General features: G+C 60.6%; 3 protein-coding genes. 1 reads left to right on the top strand and 2 read right to left on the bottom strand.

Annotation, left to right across the window (positions count from 1 at the left end):
• Positions 1 to 28: 28 nt before the first annotated feature.
• Complete coding sequence (locus tag IMQ33_RS14435; protein WP_196062266.1) at positions 29 to 22,540, bottom strand: Ig-like domain-containing protein; 22,512 nt, start codon at positions 22,538 to 22,540, stop codon at positions 29 to 31.
• A gap of 680 nt (positions 22,541 to 23,220) precedes the next feature.
• Entirely contained in the window at positions 23,221 to 24,612 is a 1,392-nt protein-coding gene (locus IMQ33_RS14430; protein WP_186580160.1) for an MFS transporter, read from the bottom strand.
• Positions 24,613 to 24,815: 203 nt separating this feature from the next.
• On the opposite strand from IMQ33_RS14430, the gene pncC reads away from it, so the two are divergent.
• Positions 24,816 to 25,304 carry a nicotinamide-nucleotide amidase gene (gene pncC, locus IMQ33_RS14425; RefSeq protein ID WP_065686952.1) on the top strand — a complete coding sequence of 163 codons (489 nt, stop codon included), beginning with the start codon at positions 24,816 to 24,818 and terminating at the stop codon, positions 25,302 to 25,304.
• The last annotated feature ends 44 nt before the right edge of the window (positions 25,305 to 25,348 follow it).

Genomic DNA, 25,348 nt, shown 5'->3' with positions numbered 1-25,348 from the left:
AGCCAGTGGCTGACGGATGGGCCGGGTACTACACCAGATTGACGTGCAGGCCTTGCTGCACCAGGACATCTCCCAGGGTGTTGCCGCTTTCAAGGGCGGAGTTGTGGTAAACGTCGAACACTTGGCCATCGACCGTCCGTTGGCCCACCGAGCTCCAGGTGCCGCCTTCGGCCTGGGTCAGATTGACCTGGTCACCGACGCTGCCCTTGATCAGCAGGTTGTCACTGGCAGCATCCTTGACGTTCAGCGCCTCGTGCAGATCCAGCGTGATGCTGTTGGTGCCGCTGGTGCCCAAATCGAAGATATCGATGTGTTGCACCTTCAGGCCCAAGGCCGTCAGATCCAGGTTGAGGTTTTTGCCATCCAGCTCCAAGGTATCGATACCCGCGCCGCCGTCGATCGACAGGAAGTCGAGGGCGTTGACGTGGATCACATCGTTACCGCTGCTGCCATGGATGGTGTCGCCGCTGGCAGTAGTGCCATCCGCCAGATTGATGGTGACGCCGCCGATGCTGAAGGTGGTGTCCTCAACCGTGGTAACACCAGCGGTATCAACCGGCAGCGTTGGGTTCACCACCAGCGTGCTGGTGACTGGTTCGTTGGTATCCGTGGTGGTCTGGGTACTGCTGACCTCGCTGGTTGGCGTGCTGGTTTCTGTCGTGGTGTGTTGCACGGCGGCGACCTGGGCATGCTGTACTGTAGTGAGATCGGTCGTGCTGTCGGTGCTGGTGTTTTCGGAACCCGACGTATCCAGTGACAGCGTTTCGACCGCCGCGTTGGCCGTCATCAGCAGTGGCAGTTCGATACCGGATGTCAGCCCCGCAGAGACGCTGACCCCGTTACCCGCCAGGTCGGTGACCGAAGCCGCCACTACGGTGCCCAACAGGGTTGGGATCAGGTTGAGCACGTTCAGACCCTTAAGGGCGTTGGTGGTGTCGAATTTCACCGTCCAATGTCCGGTAGCATCTACGGTGCCAAGCAAGGTGCTACCCAGCAAGGTCACGCTAACCTTCGCGCCTTGCTGCACGTTCAGGCTGGTACCGCTGACGGTCAGGCCGTTGGTCAGAATGCCCAGAGCACCAGTCAGGGTCCCCAGGGCATCGATGCCCAACAACGGCAGCGCATGGATTTTCACCGTGGCATTGGCGTTGGCCGAGCTGGTGTTACCGTAGCGGTCGGTGACGGTTACGCCGACCGACAATGGCCCATCAGCCAGATTGACCAGGTTCAGAGTAGGAACGCTGACGCTCCATTTCCCGTCGTTGCCTACGGCGGCGGTCAATACCAGCCCTCCCACATTGACGCTGACGCTGCCGCCGATGGCGTTGGTGGTGGTGCCGCCGATCAGTTGGTTCAGGTTGGCTTCGCTCAGGTTGAGGAAACCATCGCCAAACAGACTGCCCAGGCTGACGGTCGGCAGGTTGTGGATACCCACGCCCAGATCGGCGCTGATGCTACCGGTTTTCCCTGCGGAGTTGGTGACCGAAACCCCCAGTGACAGATTGCCGTCCAGCAGGCTGGACAGGTTGAGCGGCGTCAGGCTGAGTGACCAGCTACCATCTGCTTTCACCTGGGTGGTGTAGGTATTGCTGCCCAGATGAACCTGAATGGTAGAGCCTGGTGCGTTGGTAGCGTGACCGCTGATGATCTGGTTGCCGGTCGCTTCCAGCGCATTCAGCAGGCCATCGCCGCCGAACAGCGGATCCAGCGTCAGGGTTGGCAGGGCGTTGATCAGCACGTTGAGTGGGCTAACCTTGCTGACGGTGTTTCCTGCCGCATCGGTGAGGCTGGCGGTGACGTTGGTCAGGCCATCCAACAGCCCTTGCAGATCCAGAGCTGGGATCGGCAACTGCCATTTGCCGGTGGCATCAACGCTCGTGGTGTAGGTGTGGCTGCCCAGCGTCAGGGTGATGGTGGTCCCTGCCGACACGTTACCTGCGTTGCCGCTCAGGATCTGCGGTGACAGCAGGTCGCTCAGATCCAGCGTACCGTCGCCAAACAGCGGGTTCAGCGTCAGCGTTGGCAGAATGGTCGCCACGTTGAGGCCTACGCTGGCACCGCTGGTATTACCTGCCGGATCGGTGACCGTGGCGCTGACGATCAGATTGCCCGCCGCCAGATCCGCCAACTGCAGCGGGTTGATGTTGGCGCTCCAGCTACCGTCTGCACCGACCGTGGCGTTCAGTTGCAGCGTACCGACCTTGATCACCACCTGGGAACCCGCCGCCGCATTGGTGGTGGTACCGCTGATGGTCTGGGTCAGCAGCGCTTCGGCCGCATTGAGGAAGCCGTCGCCGCCAAACAGCGGGTTCAGCGCCAGCGTTGGCAGCTTGTTGACGATCACATCAATCGCCGTATTCAGTACCCCGATGTTACCGGAACCATCCAGCACCGAAACGCCAACGTTGACATTGCCGTCCAGCAGGGTATGCAGATCGGCAGGTTGCAGCACCAGGCTGAACTTGCCGTCGGTACCGACGGTGGTCAGGAAGTTTTTACCGCCAAGAGAAACCTGTACCTGCGCACCTGCGCTGGCGAAGGCCACGGTACCGCTGACGGTTTGCGCTACCAACGCTTCCGCCGCGTTGAGGAAGCCATCACCACCAAACAGCGGATCGAGCGTAATCACCGGCAGTTTCACATCCAACTGTAGCCCGGCAGTGGCGCTGGTGGTGTTACCCACCGCATCGGTCGCCGAGGCGGTGACGGTAAAGTTACCGTTGCCCAGCCCTTGCAGGATACCGAGGATATCCGGCGTGACGGTGGCGCTCCACTTGCCACCATCGCCTACGGTGGCCGTCAGCGTTTGCGAACCGGCAATATCCAGATTGATGGTGGCACCTTTCGCCAGATTGGTGACGGTGCCACCGATAGTCTGGTTCAGCAACAGGTCTGCCACGTTAAGGATACCGTCGCCAAAGATCGGATCCAGCACGATGTGCGGCAGATTGTGGATGATGGCGGTGATATCGATGTTTTTGCTCACCACGTTACCGGCAGAATCGGTCACCGAGACGCCCAGCGCCAGATTGCCGTCGCTCAGGGCGGCCAGATCCAGTGGTGGGATCGACAGGCTCCAGGCTCCACCCGCACCCACGCTAGCGGTATAGGTTTTGGTGCCCAGGCTGACGCTAACGCTGCCGCCGCCGATACCAAGACCGTTAATCACCCCGCTGATGGTCTGTGATACACCGGCTTCTACCGCATTCAGCAGGCCATCGCCAAAGGCGGTGACCGGGCCTATCACTGGCAGGTTCTGCGTAAGGACATCGATATCGATCAGGTCGTTGACCACGTTGCCGTGGGAATCAACGATTTGCACCTGTATCTGCGCCAGACCGTCACCCAACAGGCTCAGTTGGCTTGGCAGCAGCGAGACGCTCCACTGGCCGTTGCCGCCCACGTTGGCATCCAGCGTTATCCCGGCAACGGTGACATGCACCACCGCACCGTTGTAATCGCCGGTGGCGTTACCGCTGATCACCTGAGTCAGCAGCGATTCGGCCAGGTTCAGCACGCCATCACCGCCAAACAGGGCGTTAACCCCCGCACCGAGCGTTTTGTTCAGCGCCACGTTCAGCGTCACGTCGGTATGGCTGCTGTTGCCAGCGGTGTCGGTCAGGGTGACGCCGATGATCTGCGGCCCATCGGTCAGGTTTTGCAGATCGAGCGACGGCAGCGGAATGCTCCATTTGCCATCCGGGCCAACAACCACACTGGCGGTCAATGGCCCCAGCGTAACGGTGACGGTTTCGCCAATGCCGCCGGTCCCGGTCAATGTCTGGCCGAGCAGGGCTTCTACCAGCGTCAGGATATTGTCCCCGGTCAGCAGATCGACCGACAGCAGCGGTGCCGTGGTATCGGTAGTAATGACGTGGGTTGCAGGCGTGGTGTTGCCTGCTGCGTCGGACAGGGTGGCATTAATGGTGCTACTGCCCTGCGGCAGGTTAACCAGATCTGCCGGTGGCACGTTGACCGACCAGGTGCCGGCGCCGCTGACCTGCGCACTGTAGGTTTTGCCGTTCAGCGTGACGGTGACAATGCGGCCTGCTTCCGAGACCGAAGCGGTACCGGAGATCGCCTGGGCGACGGTGCTTTCACTGGCGTTCAACACGTCGTTACCCGCGAAGGTATTGATGGTGAGCGTCGGTGGAATGCGGTCGACCAACACGGTTTCGCTGGCGGTAAACACCGTTGGCAGTGGTGTCAGCAACGTGGTGCTGGCCGAAACCACGATATTGCCGTCAACCGGGAAGGTCACCACAGTGCTGAAGGTGCCATCCGCCAGGGTGGTAACCGGGATCCCCAGTGGCAAACCACCAACGATAATGGTCACTACCTGACCAAGCCCGATCCCACCAACCACTTTACCGGTCAGGTTGATGATCAACCCGACTTCGCTGGCGTTAACGATGTTATCGCCGGTGATCGGATCAACGGTAATAATCTGGCCCGGAGGCGTCAGGTTAACGGTGAAGTTGTGGTTGTCGACGGCAATGTTCCCGGCCTGATCGCTGACCTGAGCCGTGATGCTTGGTGTCCCGCTCAGGGCTTTCAGATCGGCTGGTGGCACCGATACACTCCAACTGCCATTCGCCAACACCACCCCGGTATAGGTTTTGCTGTTGAGCGTAACGGTCACCTGTTGCCCAACCGCGACGTTGGTGGAGGTACCGGTTATCAGCTGTACCGATTGGCTCTCGGCATAGTTGATGATGTTATCCGCCGTGAAGTTACTGATGGTGACGGACGGCAGTGTGTTGACCGAAATATGTACCGAAGAACCAGCCGTGCCTTGGTTGCCTGCGGCATCCGTGGCGGTCACGGTGATGGTGTTATCGCCCTCGGCCAATGCTGTTAACTGCGGTGTCGTCAGCGCCAGGCTCCAGTTGCCGCCGCTGACCTGTGCGGTAAAGGTTTGGCTACCGATCTTCACGCTAACGGTTGCTGCGTCACCGGCGCTGCCAGTGAGGATTTGCCCCAGGTTGGCCTCGGCCAGGTTGAGGAAACCGTCACCAAACGGTGTGTTGATGGTTGGCACCGGCGCGGTGAGATCGCTGGAGAAGTTCAGACTACTGCTGTTGGTGTTGCCCGCGGCATCGGTCGCCGTGACGGTCAGCACGTGTGGCCCATCCAGCAAGGTGCTCAGGGTGGCCGCAGGCAGCGGTAATGACCAGTTGCCGTCGATATCAACCTGCGCGTTGTAACTGACGCCATTGACATCGATCACCACTTTCACCGCCTGGCCTGCGCCATTCACCCCGGTGGTGCCGGTGATTGTCAGCGCACCGGCGGCTTCGCTGATGCTCAGCACACCGTCAACACCAAATGGCGGAACGATGGTAGGAGTCGGCAGCGTCAGCAGGGCGTTAACGTCCAGCGGTGCGGTGGTAGCCGTATTGCCAGCACGGTCCTCGACGGTGACCTCAACGGTATGCTGCCCGTTGGTGAACACGGCAAGCTGTGCTGCGGTGAGTTGCAGAGACCAGCCACCCAGCCCATCGGCTTGAGCGGTAAAGGTCTGCTGATTTGGCAGACCTTCGTCCACCGTCACCGTGACGATCTGGCCGCTGCCGATCAGACCGGTTTTGCCGGTCAGGGTTTGCGTCAGCGCGGCTTCGGCAATATTCAGCAGGCCATCGCCAAACGGTAAGTCCAGGGTTGGCAACGGCAGCTTGTTGACCAGGATCTCCAGCGAGCCGGTAGTGCTGTTGGTGTTACCCACTGCATCGGTAACCGTCACCGTGACCGGCCAGTTGCCGTCCGGCAGGCCGAGCAGGGTGGCACTGTCGAGTGGCAGCGTCCAACTACCGTCGGCATTTACCGTAGCGTTCAGGGTCAGGCCGTTAACGTTCACTTTCACGGTCTGGCCAAGATTGCTGGCGATGCCGGTGGTGCCGGTAAGGGCTCCGCCTAGCAAGGCTTCGGCGTGGTTGACAATGCCATCGATAAACGGCGTGTCGAACCCGGCCACCGGCAGCCCGGTGAGGATGCTGTCAAAGTCCAGCGTCACGCCGTGGCTGTTGCCGCCTTTATCGGTGGCAACCACGCTGATGGTGTGTGGGCCATCCAGCAGCCCCAGCAGATCGGTGGTTGGCAGGGTGACACTCCACTGGCCGTTATTGCCGACCGTGGCGTTGTAGTCTTTACCGTTGAGGCTGACCACCACCGTTTGACCGTTGCCGATAATGCCGGTGGTGCCGGTCAACAGCTGATTGACCCCGGCTTCCACCAGGTTCAGTGCGCCGTCGCCAAACGGCAGGTTAATGGTTGGATTCGGCAGGATATGCGACAGGATCTCCAGCGAACCACCGGCGCTGGCAGGGTTACCCGCCGCATCCACGGCGGAGACCACCACCTGCACGGTGCCGTCTGCCAGCAAGGCCAGGGCATTGGCTGGGATCAGCGCGCTCCAGGTACCATCGTTATTCACGATACCGTTCACCACGTAGGTGCCAATCTTGACCAACACCGGAGTGTTAACCAGCAGGTTGGCTGCTGCACCGCCGATTGGCGTAGCAATCCCCAGTTCGGCAATATTAAGAATATTGTCACCGAACAGCGGGTTCAGCGTCAGCGATGGTAGCGTATGGGTGTTGACCGCCACCGTGATGGAGTCTGACACGCCGTTACCTGCGGCGTCGGTGACGCTCACGCCGATGGTCACGCTACCATCCAACAGCCCTTGCAGGATATTGCTTGGGATATTGACGCTCCACGCACCGGTCGTTGGATCCGCCAGGGCGGTGTAAACGTTGGCTCCCAGCGTAACGGTAACGGTCAGGCCCGGATCGGTATGCCCGCTCAACACTTGCCCCAGCAGCGCTTCCGCCAGGTTGAGGATGCCGTCACCAGCGAAGATATCGATCTCCAGTAATGGTGGCACGGTGTCAACAGTGACGTTATGGGTGGCGCTGGCCGGGTTCTCGGCGATATCGGTCACCGAGGCTGTCACGGTCTGCGAGCCTTGTGGCAATGCCTGCACGTCGGCTGATGGAACCGTCGCGCTCCAGCTGCCGTCTGCTTGTACCACTGCGGTGTAGGTTTTGCCGTTAAGCAGCACGCTGACCACCTGGCCAGGCTGCACATGGCTGGATCCTCCGCTGATGATGATGGCAGCATTCGCCTCATTGGCGTTGATGATGTCATCACCGGCAATCACGTTGACCGACAGCTGCGGCAGATTGCCCGCATCGGTGATCACGGTGAGGTTGTGGTTGGCGGTAGCCTGGTTGCCAGAGGTATCGCTAACCGTGGCGGTGATGGTGTCTTTACCGTCTGGCAAGGCCCCCACATCCACAGCCGGAACCTGCAGACTCCAACTGCCGTCCGCGCCGACGATGGCGGTATAGGTTTTGCCATTGAGCGTTACGGTAACCTGTTGCCCTTGTTCGACGCGCTGGCTACCCCCGCTGATGGTCAGCGGCAGGTTGGATTCCGCCAGGCTGAGGTAGTCATCGCCGGACAGGGTGTTGATGGTCAATAGCGGTGCCTGGGCCGGGTCGGTATCCAGGGTGATGCCGTGGCTGACGCTGCCGGTGTTGCCAGCGGCGTCGGTCAAGGTGGCGGTGATGGAGGAGATACCGTTCGGCAGGTTAGCCAAATCGCCAGCCGGAATGGTGACGCTCCAACTGCCATCCGCCAGCACCAGCCCGTTATAGGTCAAGCCGTTGATGGTGACTTTCACTACCACTGGCTGGCCGCTGTCGTTGATCGGTGCAGTACCGGTGATTTGCAGCGCTTGCTGGCTTTCGGCGATGTTGATGATGTCATCACCGCTGACGGTGTTGATGGTCAGCACCGGCACGGTCAGATCGACCGTGGCGCTGGAGGTGATGCTGGAAGTGTTGCCAGCCACGTCGCCGACGGTGACCCCAATGCTGGTTGGGCCGTCAGGCAGGGCCGCCAGATCGGCACTTGGTACGCTCACACTCCAGTTGCCGTTGTTATCGACGATGCCGGTATAGGTTTTCCCTCCCAGTACCACGCTGACGGTTTGCCCGCTACCGCTGACGCCGGTGGTGCCGCTCAGCGTTTGATCGCTGGTGGATTCCGCCTTGTTCAGATAGCCATCACCAAACGGCGTGTTCAAGGTGGCAACCGGCAGGCTGTTGATCAGCACACCCAACTGCTGCGAACCGGTGACCAGATTGCCCGCTTCGTCGGTGGCACTGACGGTGACGGTCAGGTTGCCATCGCCCAGGATCGTCAGATCGGCTGAAGGAACGGTCGTCGTCCAACTGCCATCGGCCTGCACTATCGCCTCGTAGAACTTACCGTTCAGTGCAATGGTGACCGTCGCACCGGCGGCAACGTTGGTGGAACTCCCGCTGATGCTGATCCCTGCGGCGGCTTCGATGGCGTTCAACTGGTTATCGCCGGTGATTGGAGCAATCGCCAGGGCGCTCTGGGTGAGATCGACCGTAACGTCATGGGTGGCGCTGGCCGGGTTACCGGCTTTATCGGTTACGTCGGCGGTGATCGTTAAACTGCCGTTGGTCAGCAGAGCCAGATCGGCCGCCGGTACGTTGGTGCTCCAGGAACCGTCTGCCTGCACGGTGGCGGTATAGGTTTTGCCATTGAGGGTGATGGAAACGATCTGCCCGGCTTCAACATTCAGGCTGCTGCCGCTCAGGGTTTGCGTTGCCTGCACCTCGGCACCGTCAATAATATTATTGCCCGCAAAGGTGCCGATGGTCAGCACCGGTGCGTTCAACGCGCTGGCATCAACCCCGATGGCGTGGGTGACGCTGGTGCTGTTACCGGCGCTATCGGTCAGGGTGGCGACCAGGTTATAGCTGCCATCGGACAGTGCGGTGAGATCGGCGGTTGGCAGAGAAGTGCTCCACGAGCCGTCCGGCTGAACCACTGCGGTGTAGGTTTTACCGTTCAACGTCAGCGTCACGGTACGACCAGCATCCCCGATGGAGGCGGTGCCGGAGACGGTCTGATTGAGCAGCACCTCCGCGCTGTTAAGCACGTCATCACCGGCAATCACACCGACGGTGAGGGTTGGAGCGACCTTATCGACCACGACGGTGCCGCTCAGGGTATTGCTGTTGCCCGCAGCATCGGTGACCACGACGTTGAGCAATGGCGTCCCATCCGGCAATGCCTGCAAATCGCCAACCGGAACGGTGACGCTCCAGTTGCCGCTATCGTCCACGGTACCGGTGTAGGTTTTATCCCCAAGGGTCACGGTCACGGTTTGCCCCGGCGTGGTGATGCCGGTGGAGCCGGTGATGGTCTGCGGCTGGCCCGCTTCCGTACCGTTCAGGATGCCATCGCCAAACGGCGTATTGAGGGTGGCGTCCGGCAGGTTATGGATAAATACGCCCAAGGTATGGCTGCTGCTGACCGGGTTACCGGCCTGGTCGACAGCGGAAACGCTCAGGTTGATATTGCCGTCTGCCAACAACGCCAGATCGGCTGGTGGTACCAGCACGCTCCAGGAACCGTCCGCCAGCGTAATGCCGGTGTAGGTTTTACCGTTCAGCGTCACGGTCACGCTTGCGCCGGTAGCCAGGTTGAGGCTGCTGCCGTTGATGGCTAATGGCAGCAGGCTTTCGGCCAGATTCAGCTTATCGTCACCGGCAATCACGTCGATGGCGATGCCGCTCAGGGCCGTGTTGACCACCACGTTATGCGTTGCCGTTGCCGGGTTGCCGGAGGTATCGCTAACGGTGACGCTAATGGTGCTGTTGCCCTGAGCCAGTTGGCCCAGATCGGCGGCGGATACGCTGGTGCTCCAGGTACCGTCTGCCAGCACGGTGGCGGTGTAGGTTTTGCCATTCAGCGTGATGGTCACCAACTGGCCCGCTTCTACATGGGTGGTGGTGCCGCTCAGCGTCTGGCTGGTTTTCACCTCTGCGCCGTCGATAATATCGTTACCGGCAAACACATTGATGCTCAAGGTTGGCAGATCCAGCGGATTGGCATCGATCGTCACGGTATGGGTGACGGTGGTGGTGTTGCCCGCCGCATCGCTCAGGGTGGTGGTTAATGGATAACTGCCATCACCCATTGCTTGCAGATCGGCGCTTGGGATGGTGGCACTCCAGGTGCCGTCGTTGGCAACTACCCCGGTGTAGGACTTACCGTTGAGGGTCACCGTGACGGTACGCCCGGCATCACCGATGGAAGCGGTGCCGGAAACCACCTGGTCGCTGAGGCTTTCCAGGGCGTTAACCTTGTCATCCCCGGCAAACGGCTTGACCGCCAGAGTTGGTGGCACCAGATCGACCTGCGCCGTAGTGCTGCCAGGCACGCTGTTACCTGCGGAGTCCGTAGCGGATACGCTGATGGTGTTGCTGCCCGCTGGCAGGTTTTGCAGATCGGCCGATGGGATGGAAACGCTCCAGTTACCGCTGCCATCCACGGTTGCGGTATAAGTTTTGCCACCCAGAGTGACGATCACGCTTTGTCCCGCACCAGGGATGCCGGTGCTGCCGCTCAGCAGTTGTGCTGTGGCGGCCTCAGCCTGGTTGAGGAAACCATCGCCAAACGGCAGGTTGATGGTTGGCTCCGGCAGGGTATGGATATGCACATCCAGTGAATGACTGTCGCTGACCGGATCGACACCCGGGTTGGAGACGCTGGCGGTGACCGTCGTCAGGCCGTCTTGCAGTGCCAGCAGATCGGCGCTGTTCACCGATACGCTCCAACTGCCGTTGGCCAGAACAACGCCGGTGTAGGTCTTGCCGTTCAAGGTTACGGTAACGGTTTGGCCAGCGTTCACATTGACGGTGGTCCCGCTGATGGTCAGCGGCTGTGAGGCCTCGGTCAGGTTCAGCTTATCGTCACCGGCAATCAGGTTGATGGCGATGCTTTCCACCGCCGTATCAACGCTGATGGTATGGCTGCTGGTGGCCGGGTTGCCTGCCTGATCGCTGACGCTGGCGGTGATGGTAGCCTGGCCATTGGCCAGCAACGCCATATCTGCCGCCGGAACGTTAACGCTCCAGCCGCCGCCTACCTGCACGCTGGCGAAGTAGGTTTTGCCGTTCAGGGTTAGCGTCACGGTCTGGCCGACTTCGACATTGGTGGTGGTACCGGACAGGGCCTGAGTGACCAGCGCTTCGGCCCCGTTAACGATATCGTCCCCGGCGAATGCGCCGATGCTCAGCGTTGGCAGATTGGCCGGGTTGGCATCGATATTGAGGCTGTGGGTGACGCTGGTGCTGTTGCCCGCCGCGTCGGTGAGGGTAGCGACCAGGTTATGGCTGCCATCGCTGAGCGCTTGCAGATCGGCAGCGGGCACGCTGGTGCTCCACGATCCATCTGGCTGCACCACGGCGGTGTAGGTTTTGCCGTTCAAGGTCAGGGTGACGGAGCGGCCTGCATCCGCGACCGAGGCAGTGCCGGACACGGTTTGTGCCACCAGTACTTCGGCGGCGTTCAGCACATCATCCCCGGCAACCAAGCCCACGGTGAGGGTAGGCGCAGTGGCATCAACGGTGACGGTGGTGTTCAGCGTATTGCTGTTACCGGCGGCATCGGAGACCACTACAGACAAGGCTGGCGTGCCGTCTGGCAGCGCTTGCAGATCGGCCGCAGGGACGGTGACGCTCCAGTTGCCACTGCCGTCTACGGTGCCGGTGTAGGTTTTACCGCCCAAGGTCACGGTAACGGTTTGCCCCGGCGTGGTGATGCCGGTGGACCCCGTGAGTGTCTGAGGCTGGCCCGCTTCCGTGCCGTTCAGAATGCCGTCGCCAAACGGTGTATTTAGGGTGGCTTCTGGCAGGCTATGGGTAAATACGCCCAGGTTGTGGCTGTCGCTGACCGGGTTACCGGCCTGATCGGTGGCGGTGACGGTCACGGTGGTGGTGCCATCGGCCAGCAACGCCAAGTCGGCGGCAGGCACGGAGACGCTCCAGGAGCCGTCTGCCAGCGTGGTGCCGGTGTAGGTTTTACCGTTCAGGGTGACGGTAACCGTAGCCCCCACGGCCAGGTTGGTGCTGCTACCGCTGATGGCCAACGGCAGCAGGCTTTCCGCCAGGTTGAGTTTGTCATCACCGGCAATCACGGCAATCGACAGCCCGCTGAGGTCGGTATCGACGGTCACCTGATGACTGCCGCTGGCTGGGTTACCTGCACTGTCGTTGACGGTGGCGGTAATGGTGGTCTGGCCGTTGGCCAGTAGCGCCAGATCGGCAGCCGGTACGCTGGTGCTCCAGGAGCCATCCGCCAAGACGGTCGCCGTATAGGTTTTACCGTTCAGCGTAATGGTCACGATCTGGCCCGTTTCCACATGGGTGGAGGTACCAGACAGGGTCTGAGCGGTTTTGACTTCCGCACCGTCGACAATGTCGTTACCGGCAAATACGCCGATGCTGACGGTCGGCAGGTTGGCCGGGTTGGCATCGACGTTGATGCTGTGGGTGACGCTGGTGCTGTTGCCTGCGGCATCGGTGAGGATCGCCACCAGGTTGTGGCTACCGTCGCTGAGCGCTTGCAGATCGGCAGCGGGCACGCTGGCGCTCCACGAACCATCTGGCTGCACCACGGCGGTGTAGGTTTTGCCGTTCAAGGTCAGGCTGACGGTGCGACCCGCATCCGCGATTGAGGCGCTGCCGGAGACGCTCTGTGCCACCAGCACTTCGGCGGCGTTCAGCACATCATCGCCAGCAATCAGGCCCACGGTGAGGGTAGGCGCGGTTGTATCGACGGTGACGGTGGTATTCAGCGTATTGCTGTTACCGGCAGTATCGGTAACCGTGACGGTCAAGGCCGGCGTGCCGTCTGGCAGCGCTTGCAGATCGGCAGCAGGAACGCTGACGCTCCAGTTGCCACTGCCGTCTACGGTGCCGGTGTAGGTTTTACCGCCCAAGGTCACGGTAACGGTCTGGCCTGGCGTGGTGATGCCGGTGGACCCCGTGAGGGTCTGAGGCTGGCCCGCTTCCGTGCCGTTCAGAATGCCATCGCCAAACGGCGTGTTCAGGGTGGCGTCTGGCAGGCTATGGATAAACACGCCCAGAACGTGGCTGCCGCTGACCGGGTTACCGGCCTGATCGACGGCGGTCACGCTGAGGGTGGTGGTGCCATCGGCCAGCAAGGCCAAGTCGGCCGCAGGCACGGTGACGCTCCAGGAGCCGTCTGCCAGCGTGGTACCGGTGTAGGTTTTACCGTTGAGCGTAACGGTCACGGTTGCACCCGTGGCCAGGTTGGCACTGCCGCCGTTGATGACCAACGGCAGCTGGCTTTCCGCCAGGCTGAGTTTGTCGTCACCGGCAATCACGGCGATAGACAGCCCGCTGAGGTCGGTATCGATGGTCACGTCATGGCTGGCACTGGCCGGGTTCCCGGCGCTGTCGCTGACGGTGGCGGTAATGGTGGTCTGGCCGTTGGCCAGCAGTGCCAGATCGGCTGCCGGTACGCTGGTGCTCCAGGAACCGTCTGCCAGCACGGTGGCGGTGTAGGTTTTGCCGTTCAGGGTGAGGGTGACGGTCTGGCCTGCTTCCACATGGGCAGTGGTACCGGACAGGGTCTGTGCGGTTTTCACTTCGGCGCCGTCGACAATGTCGTTACCAGCAAACACGCCGATGCTGACGGTCGGCAGGTTGGCCGGGTTGGCATCGACGCTGATGCTGTGGGTCACGCTGGTGCTGTTGCCCGCCGCATCGGTGAGGATCGCCACCAGGTTGTGGCTACCGTCGCTGAGCGCTTGCAGATCGGCGGCTGGCAGTGAGGCGCTCCAGGTGCCGTCCGGTTGTACTACGGCGGTGTAGGTTTTGCCGTTCAAGGTCAGTGTGACGGTGCGGCCTGCATCACCAATCGAGGCGGTGCCGGACACGGTCTGTGCCACCAACACTTCGGCGGCGTTCAGCACATCATCGCCAGCAATCAGGCCCACGGTCAGGGTTGGTGCGGTTGCATCGACGGTGACGGTGGTGTTCAACGTGTTGCTGTTGCCAGCGGCATCGGTGACCACTACAGACAAGGCCGGTGTGCCGTCTGGCAGCGCTTGCAGATCGGCAGCAGGAACGCTGACGCTCCAGTTGCCACTGCCATCCACGGTGCCGGTATAGGTTTTGCCGCCCAGGGTAACCGTGACGGTTTGCCCCGGCGTGGTGATGCCGGTGGACCCCGTGAGGGTCTGCGGCTGGCCCGCTTCCGTGCCGTTCAGGATGCCATCGCCAAACGGCGTGTTCAGCGTGGCGTCCGGCAGCGTGTGGATAAACACGCCCAGGTTGTGGCTGTTGCTGACCAGGTTGCCGCCCTGATCGACGGCGCTGACGCTGACGGTGGCGGTGCCATCGGCCAGCAGTGCCAGATCGGCGGCCGGGACCTGAACGCTCCATGAACCGTCTGGCAGGGTCAAGCCGATGTAAATCTTGCCATTCAGCGTCACGGTAACGATGGCACCGAGCGGCAGATTGGCGCTGTCGCCGGAGATCGTCAGCGGTTGCAGACTTTCGGCCAGATTCAGTTTGTCATCCCCTGCGATCACGGAGATGGACAGCCCACTGAGGTTGGTATCGACGGTCACGTCATGGCTGGCGTTGGCCGGGTTACCGGCGCTGTCGCTGACGGTGGCGGTAATGGTGGTCTGGCCGTTGGCCAACAGTGCCAGGTCGGCTGCGGGCACGTTGGTGCTCCAGGAGCCGTCTGCCAGCACGGTGGCGGTGTAGGTTTTGCCGTTCAGGGTGAGGGTGACGGTCTGGCTCGCTTCCACGTGGGTGGTGGTACCGGACAGGGTCTGAGCGGTTTTTACTTCCGCACCGTCGACAATGTCGTTACCGGCGAACACGCCGATGCTGACGGTTGGCAGGTTGGCCGGGTTGGCATCCACACCGAGGACATGGGTAGTGCTGGTGCTGTTCCCCGCGGCATCGGTGAGGGTAGCGACCAGGTTATGGCTGCCATCGCTGAGTGCTTGCAGATCGGCAGCGGGCAGGCTGGTGCTCCACGATCCATCCGGTTGCACCACCGCGGTGTAAGTCTTGCCGTTCAAGGTCAGGGTCACGGTGCGGCCCGCATCCGCGACCGAGGCGGTACCGGACACGGTCTGCGCCACCAGCACTTCGGCGGCGTTCAGCACATCATCCCCGGCAATCAGGCCCACGGTGAGTGTTGGCGCAGTCTCATCGACGGTGACGGTGGTATTCAACGTGTTGCTGTTGCCCGCCGCATCGGTGACCGTGACGGTCAAGGCCGGTGTGCCGTCTGGCAACGCTTGCAGGTCGGCGCTTGGCAGCGTGACGCTCCAGTTGCCGCTGCCATCCACGGTGCCGGTATAGGTTTTGCCGCCCAGGGTAACCGTGACGGTCTGCCCAGGCGTGGTGATGCCGGTGGACCCTGTGAGGGTCTGCGGCTGGCCCGCTTCTGCACCGTTCAGGATGCCATCGCCAAATGGCGTGTTCAGGGTCACGTCCGGCAGGCCATGGATAAATACGCCCAGATTATGGCTATCGCTGACCGGGTTACCGGCCTGATCGACGGCGCTCACGGTCACGGAGGCGTTACCATCGGCCAGCAACGCCAGGTCGGCGGCAGGCACGGTGACGCTCCAGGAGCCGTCTGCCAGCGTGGTGCCGGTGTAGGTTTTACCGTTCAAGGTCACGGTAACCGTAGTCCCGACGGCCAGGTTGGCGCTGCTGCCGTTGATGGCCAGCGGCAGCTGGCTTTCCGCCAGGCTGAGTTTGTCGTCACCGGCAATCACGGCGATAGACAGCCCGCTGAGGTCGGTATCGATGGTCACGTCATGGCTGGCACTGGCCGGGTTCCCGGCGCTGTCGCTGACGGTGGCGGTAATGGTGGTCTGGCCGTTGGCCAGCAGTGCCAGATCGGCTGCCGGTACGCTGGTGCTCCAGGAGCCATCCGCCAAGACGGTCGCCGTATAGGTTTTACCGTTCAGCGTGAGGGTGACGGTCTGCCCGGCTTCCACGTGGGTGGTGGTACCGGACAGGGTCTGGGCGGTTTTCACTTCGGCGCCATCGACAATGTCGTTACCGGCAAACACGCCGATGCTGACGGTTGGCAGGTTGGCCGGGTTGGCATCCACACCGAGGACATGGGTAGTGCTGGTGCTGTTCCCCGCGGCATCGGTGAGGGTAGCGACCAGGTTATGGCTGCCATCGCTGAGTGCTTGTAGATCGGCGGCGGGCAATGACGCACTCCACGAACCATCCGGTTGCACTACGGCGGTGTAAGTCTTGCCGTTCAAGGTCAGGGTCACGGTGCGGCCCGCATCCGCTACCGAGGCGGTGCCGGACACGGTTTGCGCCACCAGCACTTCGGCGGCATTCAGCACATCATCCCCGGCCACCACGTTAACGGTGAGGGTTGGCGCGGTCTCATCGACGGTGACGGTGGTGTTCAGCGTGTTGCTGTTGCCCGCCGCATCGGTGACCGTCACGGTCAAGGCTGGCGTGCCGTCCGGCAGCGCTTGCAGATCGGCGCTTGGCAGCGTGACGCTCCAGTTGCCGTTGGCATCCACGGTGCCGGTGTAGGTTTTACCACCCAGGGTGACGGTAACGCTCTGCCCAGGCGTGGTGATGCCGGTGGACCCCGTGAGGGTCTGCGGCTGGCCCGCTTCTGCACCGTTCAGGATGCCATCGCCAAACGGCGTGTTCAGGGTCACGTCCGGCAGACCATGGATAAATACGCCCAGGTTGTGGCTGTCGCTGACCGGGTTACCGGCCTGATCGACGGCGGTGACGGTCACGGTGGTGGTGCCATCGGCCAGCAACGCCAGGTCGGCGGCAGGCACGGAGACGCTCCAGGAGCCGTCTGCCAGCGTGGTGCCGGTGTAGGTTTTACCGTTCAGGGTGACGGTAACCGTAGTCCCGACGGCCAGGTTGGCGCTGCTGCCGTTAATGGCCAGCGGCAGCTGGCTTTCGGCCAGGCTGAGTTTGTCGTCACCGGCAATCACGGCGATAGACAGCCCGCTGAGGTCGGTATCGATGGTCACGTCATGGCTGCCACTGGCCGGGTTCCCGGCACTGTCGCTGACGGTGGCGGTAATGGTGGTCTGGCCGTTGGCCAGCAGTGCCAGATCCGCAGCCGGTACGCTGGTGCTCCAGGAACCGTCTGCCAGCACGGTAGCGGTGTAGGTTTTGCCGTTCAGCGTGAGGGTGACGGTCTGGCCTGCTTCCACATGGGCAGTGGTGCCAGACAGGGTCTGGGCGGTTTTCACTTCGGCGCCATCGATAATGTCGTTACCGGCAAACACGCCGATGCTGATGGTCGGCAGATTGGCCGGGTTGGCATCGACGTTGATGCTGTGAGTCACGCTGGTGCTGTTACCCGCAGTATCGGTGAGGGTGGCGACCAGGTTATGGCTGCCATCGCTGAGCGCTTGCAGATCGGCGGCGGGCAGGCTGGTGCTCCACGATCCATCCGGTTGTACTACGGCGGTGTAGGTTTTGCCGTTCAAGGTCAGGGTCACGGTGCGGCCCGCATCGGCGACCGAGGCGGTGCCGGACACGGTTTGCGCCACCAGCACTTCGGCGGCGTTCAGCACATCATCGCCAGCAATCAGGCCCACGGTGAGCGTTGGCGCGGTCTCATCGACGGTGACGGTGGTGTTCAGCGTATTGCTGTTGCCCGCCGCATCGGTGACCGTGACGGTCAAGGCCGGTGTGCCGTCTGGCAACGCTTGCAGGTCGGCGCTTAGCAGCGTGACGCTCCAGTTGCCGTTGGCATCCACGGTGCCGGTATAGGTTTTGCCGCCCAGAGTCACGGTGACCGTTTGCCCCGGGCTGGTGATGCCGGTGGTGCCGGTAAGCGTCTGTGACTGACCCGCCTCTGCGCCATTCAGGATGCCATCGCCAAACGGCGTGTTCAGGGTCACGTCCGGCAGGCCATGGATAAACACGCCCAGGTTGTGGCTGTCGCTAACCGGGTTACCGGCCTGATCGACGGCGCTCACGGTCACGGTGGTGGAGCCATCGGCCAGCAAGGCCAGGTCGGCGGCAGGCACGGTGACGCTCCACGAGCCGTCTGCCAGCGTGGTGCCGGTGTAGGTTTTACCGTTCAAGGTCACGGTAACCGTAGTCCCGACGGCCAGGTTGGCGCTGCTGCCGTTGATGGCCAGCGGCAGCTGGCTTTCCGCCAGGCTGAGTTTGTCGTCACCGGCAATGACGGCGATAGACAGCCCGCTCAGGCTGGTGTCGACGGTCACGTCATGGCTGGCGTTGGCCGGGTTACCGGCGCTGTCGCTGACGGTGGCGGTAATGGTGGTCTGGCCGTTGGCCAGCAGCGCCAGATCGGCTGCGGGTACGCTGGTACTCCAGGAGCCGTCTGCCAGCACGGTAGCGGTGTAGGTTTTACCGTTCAGGGTGAGGGTGACGGTCTGGCCTGCTTCCACATGGGCAGTGGTGCCAGACAGGGTCTGGGCGGTTTTCACTTCGGCGCCATCGATAATGTCGTTACCGGCAAACACGCCGATGCTGATGGTCGGCAGATTGGCCGGGTTGGCATCGACGTTGATGCTGTGAGTCACGCTGGTGCTGTTACCCGCAGTATCGGTGAGGGTGGCGACCAGATTGTGGCTGCCATCGCTGAGCGCTTGCAGATCGGCGGCGGGCAATGACGCACTCCACGAACCATCCGGTTGTACTACGGCGGTGTAGGTTTTGCCGTTCAAGGTCAGGGTCACGGTGCGGCCCGCATCCGCTACCGAGGCGGTGCCGGACACGGTTTGCGCCACCAGCACTTCGGCGGCGTTCAGCACATCATCCCCGGCAATCAGGCCCACGGTGAGCGTTGGCGCAGTCTCATCGACGGTGACGGTGGTATTCAACGTGTTGCTGTTGCCCGCCGCATCGGTGACCGTGACGGTCAAGGCCGGTGTGCCGTCTGGCAACGCTTGCAGGTCGGCGCTTGGCAGCGTGACGCTCCAGTTGCCGTTGGCATCCACGGTGCCGGTATAGGTTTTGCCGCCCAGAGTCACGGTGACCGTTTGCCCCGGGCTGGTGATGCCGGTGGTGCCGGTAAGCGTCTGTGGCTGACCCGCCTCAGCGCCATTCAGGATGCCATCACCAAACGGCGTGTTCAGGGTCACGTCCGGCAGGCCATGGATAAACACGCCCAGATTATGGCTATCGCTGACCGGATTACCGGCCTGATCGACGGCGCTCACGGTCACGGAGGCGTTACCATCGGCCAGCAAGGCCAGGTCGGCGGCAGGCACGGTGACGCTCCACGAGCCGTCTGCCAGCGTGGTGCCGGTGTAGGTTTTACCGTTCAAGGTCACGGTAACCGTAGTCCCGACGGCCAGGTTGGCGCTGCTGCCGTTGATGGCCAGCGGCAGCTGGCTTTCGGCCAGGCTGAGTTTGTCGTCACCGGCAATGACGGCGATAGACAGGCCGCTCAGGCTGGTGTCGACGGTCACGTCATGGCTGGCGTTGGCCGGGTTCCCGGCGCTGTCGCTGACGGTGGCGGTAATGGTGGTCTGGCCGTTGGCCAGTAGCGCCAGATCGGCTGCCGGTACGCTGGTACTCCAGGAGCCGTCTGCCAGCACGGTAGCGGTGTAGGTTTTGCCGTTCAGCGTGAGGGTGACGGTCTGCCCGGCTTCCACGTGGGTGGTGGTACCGGACAGGGTCTGTGCGGTTTTCACTTCGGCGCCATCGATAATGTCGTTACCGGCAAACACGCCGATGCTGACGGTTGGCAGGTTGGCCGGGTCGGCATCGACGCTGACGCCGTGGGTGACGCTGGTGCTGTTGCCTGCGGCATCGGTGAGGGTGGCGACCAGGTTGTGGCTGCCATCGCTGAGCGCTTGCAGATCGGCGGCGGGCAGGCTGGTGCTCCACGATCCATCCGGTTGCACTACGGCGGTGTAAGTCTTGCCGTTCAAGGTCAGGGTGACGGTGCGGCCCGCATCGGCAACGGACGCGGTGCCGGACACGGTCTGCGCCACCTGCACCTCGGCAGCGTTGAGGATATCGTCGCCCGCGATGGTATTGATGGTGAGGGTTGGCGCGGTCTCATCGACGGTGACGGTGGTGTTCAGCGTATTGCTGTTGCCCGCCGCATCGGTGACCGTGACGGTCAAGGCTGGCGTGCCATCTGGCAGCGCTTGCAGATCGGCGGCAGGAAGGGTGACGCTCCAATGGCCGCTGCCATCCACGGTGCCGGTGTAGGTTTTACCGCCCAGAGTCACGGTGACCGTTTGCCCCGGGCTGGTGATGCCGGTGGTGCCGGTAAGCGTCTGTGGCTGACCCGCCTCTGCGCCATTCAGGATGCCATCACCAAACGGCGTGTCCAGTGTCACCGCAGGCAAATCATGAGTGTAAACGTCCAGATTGTGCGTGGTGGTTACGGTAGAACCATCGTTGCCTGTCACGCTGGCAGAAATGGTGTTGTTGCCTTCGGCCAGCAGTTGCAGATCGGCGCTAGGCACCTGCAATGTCCAACTGCCGTCGGCCAGTACCAGCGCGGTATAGGTTTTGCCATTGAGCGTGACGGTAACGGTAGCCCCGGTGGCGACGTTGGCCGTGGTGCCGCTGATGGCAAGAGGAAGCCCGGCTTCGACGGCGTTGAGCTTATCGTCGGAAGAGACAATGCCGATATTGATGGCCGAGAGTTGGTTATCTACGGTGATAAGCTGCGGCGCGGTGGTTGTCGTATTGCCAGCCTGATCGCTAAGCGTGGCGACCATCTCATAGCTGCCGTTGGTCAGGGCGGCCATATCTGCGGCAGGCACGCTGATGCTCCATTTGCCATCTGCGCCTACGATCCCGGTATAGGTTTTGCCATTGAATGACACGCTGACCACTAGCCCGGCTTCGCTGACGGAGGCGGTGCCAGTAATATTTTGCGCGGATTTTTGCTCGTCGGCGGTGACGACATCATCGCCGGTAAATTTATCCAGCGTCAGCACCGGTGGCACGGTATCTACCTGCAAGTGCTCCGTCACGGTGGTGCTGTTACCTGCGCTGTCGGTGGCCGTCACGGTGAGGGGATTATCCCCTTGGGCCAACGCCTGCAGATCTGCGGCAGGCAGTACCAGGCTCCACTTGCCATCCGCGCCAGTAACTGCGGTGTAGGTTTTACCATTCAGGGTAACGACAATGCTCTGGCCTGGATTGCTGGTGCCGCTCAGGGTCTGTGATGTTTGCGCCTCGGCGGCGTTGAGTACATCGTCTCCGGCCAGTTTGTTGACGGTCAGAACGGGGGCGGTCAAATCGACGGTGATGTTCTCATGCGCATTGGCGCTTTGGCCTGCTTTGTCGGTGACGGTGGCATTGAGCGTGATCGAACCATTGGCCAGCGCGGCCAGATCGGCGGCAGGCAGTGAAAGCGACCAACTGCCATCGCCTTGAACCACGGCGCTATAGGTTTTGCCGTTCAAGGTGATGGTAACGGTTTGCCCCGCTTCGACATTTTGCGTATGGCCGCTCAGCGTTTGGGTGCTTTTCGCTTCGTTGGCGTTGATCACGTTATCGCCGGTCAGGGCGCTAATCGTGATCTGAGGGGTAGGATTAACTACGGTGGTATCAACCGAGATCTGATGATCGACCGTGGTTTGGTTGCCCGCTTTATCGACGGAGGTCACGATTAACTCGTAGTTACCGTTTTTCAGCAAAGCCAGATCTGCCGCAGGCAGTTGCAGGCTCCACTTGCCATTGCTACCCACTGTCGTGGTGTAGGTTTTTCCGTTCAGGGTAATGGTTATTGTCAGCCCGGCTTCGCCGGTACCGCTCTGCGCCTGTGCCGCTTTTAACTCGGCACCGGTCAGATGGTCATCGCCGGTTAGTTTGTTGACGGTTAAGACAGGCGGGGTGGTATCGACCAGTACGCTGATCGTTTTTTCGACGCTGATCCCATCCTGGTTAGTCACTTTAACCGTCAGTTGATAATTGCCGTCTTTCAGGCCAGCAAGCGCTGTAGAGCTGAAATCAAAGCTCCACTTGCCATCGGCCCCGACGGTAGTAGTGTAACTTTTACCGTTGAGCGTCAGCGTGATGGTCGCGCCCGCAGCAACGCCGGTGGTCAGGCCACTCAGCAACTGGGCAATTTTAACTTCACTGGCGTTCAGAACGTTGTCCTGACCCAGTTTTCCGACGGTCAGGGTAGGTTGTTCTGGCGGTACGGACGGTTCGTCATTGCGGTGGTCGTTCTTCCCCGTCCCGGTAGCGATGGCGACGCCAGCCCCAAGCGCCAGGCCAGCCAGAATGGCGGCAATGGCACCGTTGGACAATTCATGATTGTTAATCAGCAGAGGCGAAACGTCAGACAGTGATTCAAACTGCGGTGTGATCAGCATGGGTTCGGCGGTAGCGGCGGTTGCCGGGAATATCGCGTGCTGAATGGCACCATTGCCATCATCAAACACCAATTCGCTGTGTTTGCCGTCGGCGTCCAGTTCAAAGAAGCTCTGATAACGCACCGTTGTGCCATCTTTCATGTGCACGATCAGATCGTTACCTTGGCGTTCATAGCTGCTCACCAAAGCCTGAGTGCCATGGATCCGCACAATGCTGCTTTGCGTCAGGCTTACGGAACGGGTACCGGTTGTGACGTCTGCGATTTTTGCACCGCCGTGACGAGCAATAATATCAACAGCCCCAAGGGTAAAATTGGATTGTGCCATGTGGTTAGCCTCTGAACGCCAAAGTTAATTTGCATAGCGCGCCAAAGCCGCGGGTGTGGCTTTTGTAGGCGCGCTGGAATGCCCAAGGGGGGGCCCTAGAGCTAAATTTAACCTGGTGTTTTGATGACTAATTAATACAAAGTTAACTATAAACTCATCCCTGAAAGGGTTTTAAGATTAATCTTCCTAACTTATCTGTGAGGTAAGGTATAAGCGAGCTTTGATAAAAATGCCATAGGTGGCAATGATTATTGTGCCTGCTTGTTATTGATAAAAATTCTTATCTGCCAGGATGGATTAGTATCCATATGGAATTAATGGTTTCTAAAACTACCCGGGTACTTTATTTTTTTCAAGATAAACTGCATTTTACTTACCTGTTATCCTATCGATGAATAAAAATAAATTTATAAAAAATCAACTGGTTAACTTTTTTATTTCGAGGGTTGTACTTATTTTAAAGTTGGTGCTACCGAGAGGGATAAATAAGACCATTACATGACAAAACTAACGGTTATTGAGGGTTTTATTGGCACTTATCTGCGGAATAATAAAGGGGTATTTTTTGAAACTGTGAAGTAAAGATTATTTATTTATAAGTTATGCTACTGATTTTATGGGGCCGCATAAGAAAACCTTCATGTTATAGGGTGGGGCGTGGCGGACCACGCCTGGCTGACCTATAGCATGGTGTAGGCTTTTTTCAGACCGGTGTCTTCTTCAGGGTCTGCACCTTGAGGATGGGCAGGCTCTTCTTCCGGCAGTTGTTCCGCCAACGGAGCTTCTGCTAGCGGATCGGGAGCGGCCTCCGGCGCGGGCATTGTATCTTGAATGGTCTGCTCATCGAACGTCGGATTTAATGCCGGGGAAAGTGGGGAACTGGAGAGGCTGTCTGGCATGGCGATATGGGGCACTGGCGCATCCTGTACAAACTGCGACTCATCCTGTTTCACCGTTCTGCTGCAGGCCATAATCAACAGACCACACAGTGCGAAAAACACGTACAGGATATTCCCACCCAAAGGCTGGATCAGCGCACCGACGGCCAGCGGCCCGATGCTGGCTCCCACGCCAAACGCCATGAGCAGACAGGCGGCCAGGGAGACGCGGCGTTCTGGCTCAATCATGTCGTTGGCCAGCGCTACCGCCAGTGGATACAGGGTGAACTGCAACATGCTGACCATGAAGCCGACGATCAGTAATACCGGGAAATCGATATGAGGCAATAGGGCCAGCGGTAAGGCGGCAATCACCAGCAGTAGTGCGTTAACGCGCATCAGCAGCGTGCGGTTGTAACGGTCTGACAACCAGCTCAGCGGAAACTGTGCCACCAGCCCGGCAAAGATAGCAATGGCCATAAACAGGCCGGTTTGCTGAGTGGTTAATGCCTGCTGGCTGGCATATACCGGTGCCAGCCCATAGAAGGAGCCTACCACCATGCCGATCACCAGCGTGGTGGCCAACACTTTAGGGATAGCGTGCACAAAATAGCGCAGTTCCATGGGAGCGGGCGACATATGCCGGGCATTAGTGCGGGTTGTCAGGGCGATCGGCACCAGGCAGAGGGAAAAACACAGCGCGATGAGCAGCAATGTGCTGATGCCAAGGTTGGCTTGCAGCATCAATACGATCTGCCCCAGCGACATGCCAAGGTAGGAGGCCGCCATATAAAAGCCGAATACCATGCCGCGCTGATTGGATTCGGACTGATCGTTCAGCCAGCTCTCCAGCACCATGTACTGGCACATCATACACAGGCCGATAATCAGCCGCAGCACCACCCAAACCGGGATGTATTCCGTCAGGCCGTGGCCCAGCACCGCAGCGGTAATGATCCCGGCGCAGGAGACATAGGCGCGGATATGCCCTACGCGGGCAATCAGAAAGTGGCCGACCTTGCCGCCGATCACCAGGCCGATGTAGTTGGCGGCGATAATGGCCCCGATCAGGGCGCCACTGACGTTGATGGAGGTTAACCGCAGGGAAATGTAGGTGGTCAGTAACCCGGAACCCAGCAGCATCAGCAGGGTGGTGGTATACAGCGGAAAGAATACACCTAACGTTTTTTTCACTCGGCCTTCCTGTTTTAGTCGAAGATTGAGGCAAACGGGTTTGCCGCAACAAGCTGGACGTATCCCCGATACTAGCAGTTAGTACAACGGCTTAAAACCGCAGCACTGCGAAGCGCTTGGCATTTCGGCCGGTAAAATGCCGTAGAGGCTTGATAAATGCTACCATCAGGCGCATATACCTTGATTGATTAAAAGGAGAGGCCATGAGTGAGAAGCGGTTGCGTGAGCTCAGTATTGCCGTCGGGCAAAGGCTAAAGGCCGATGGGCGTTGGATCAGCTGCGCAGAGTCCTGTACGGGCGGCGGTATTGCCAAGGCAATCACCGATATCGCCGGCAGCTCGGCCTATTTCGATCGCGGCTTTGTCACGTACAGCAACGCGGCAAAGCATGAACTGCTAGGGGTGGCGGAAGCGACCTTGCAGGCTCATGGCGCTGTCAGTGAGGAAGTGGTGCGCGAGATGGCGCAGGGCGCGATGCACGCAGCCAAGGCCGATCTGGCGCTTTCGGTCAGCGGCATTGCTGGCCCAGACGGTGGCAGTGTGGAAAAACCGGTAGGTACCGTCTGGTTTGGTTTTGCCGAACGTTCCGGCCGGGTGCTGGCCCGCAAAATGCAATTTACCGGCGATCGCGATGCGGTGCGCCTGCAGGCAACCCTTTATGCGCTGCAAACGGCGCTTGATGAATTTTTGTAAAATTAGGCTTGATACTGTATGACCATACAGTATAATTAGCGACA

Origin of the sequence: Serratia sp. Res13-Sevr-LER1-36-b (genome assembly GCF_015673035.1) — a bacterium.
Taxonomy (GTDB): domain Bacteria; phylum Pseudomonadota; class Gammaproteobacteria; order Enterobacterales; family Enterobacteriaceae; genus Chania; species Chania fonticola_C.
This window is presented reverse-complemented; position numbering and strand designations above follow the sequence as displayed.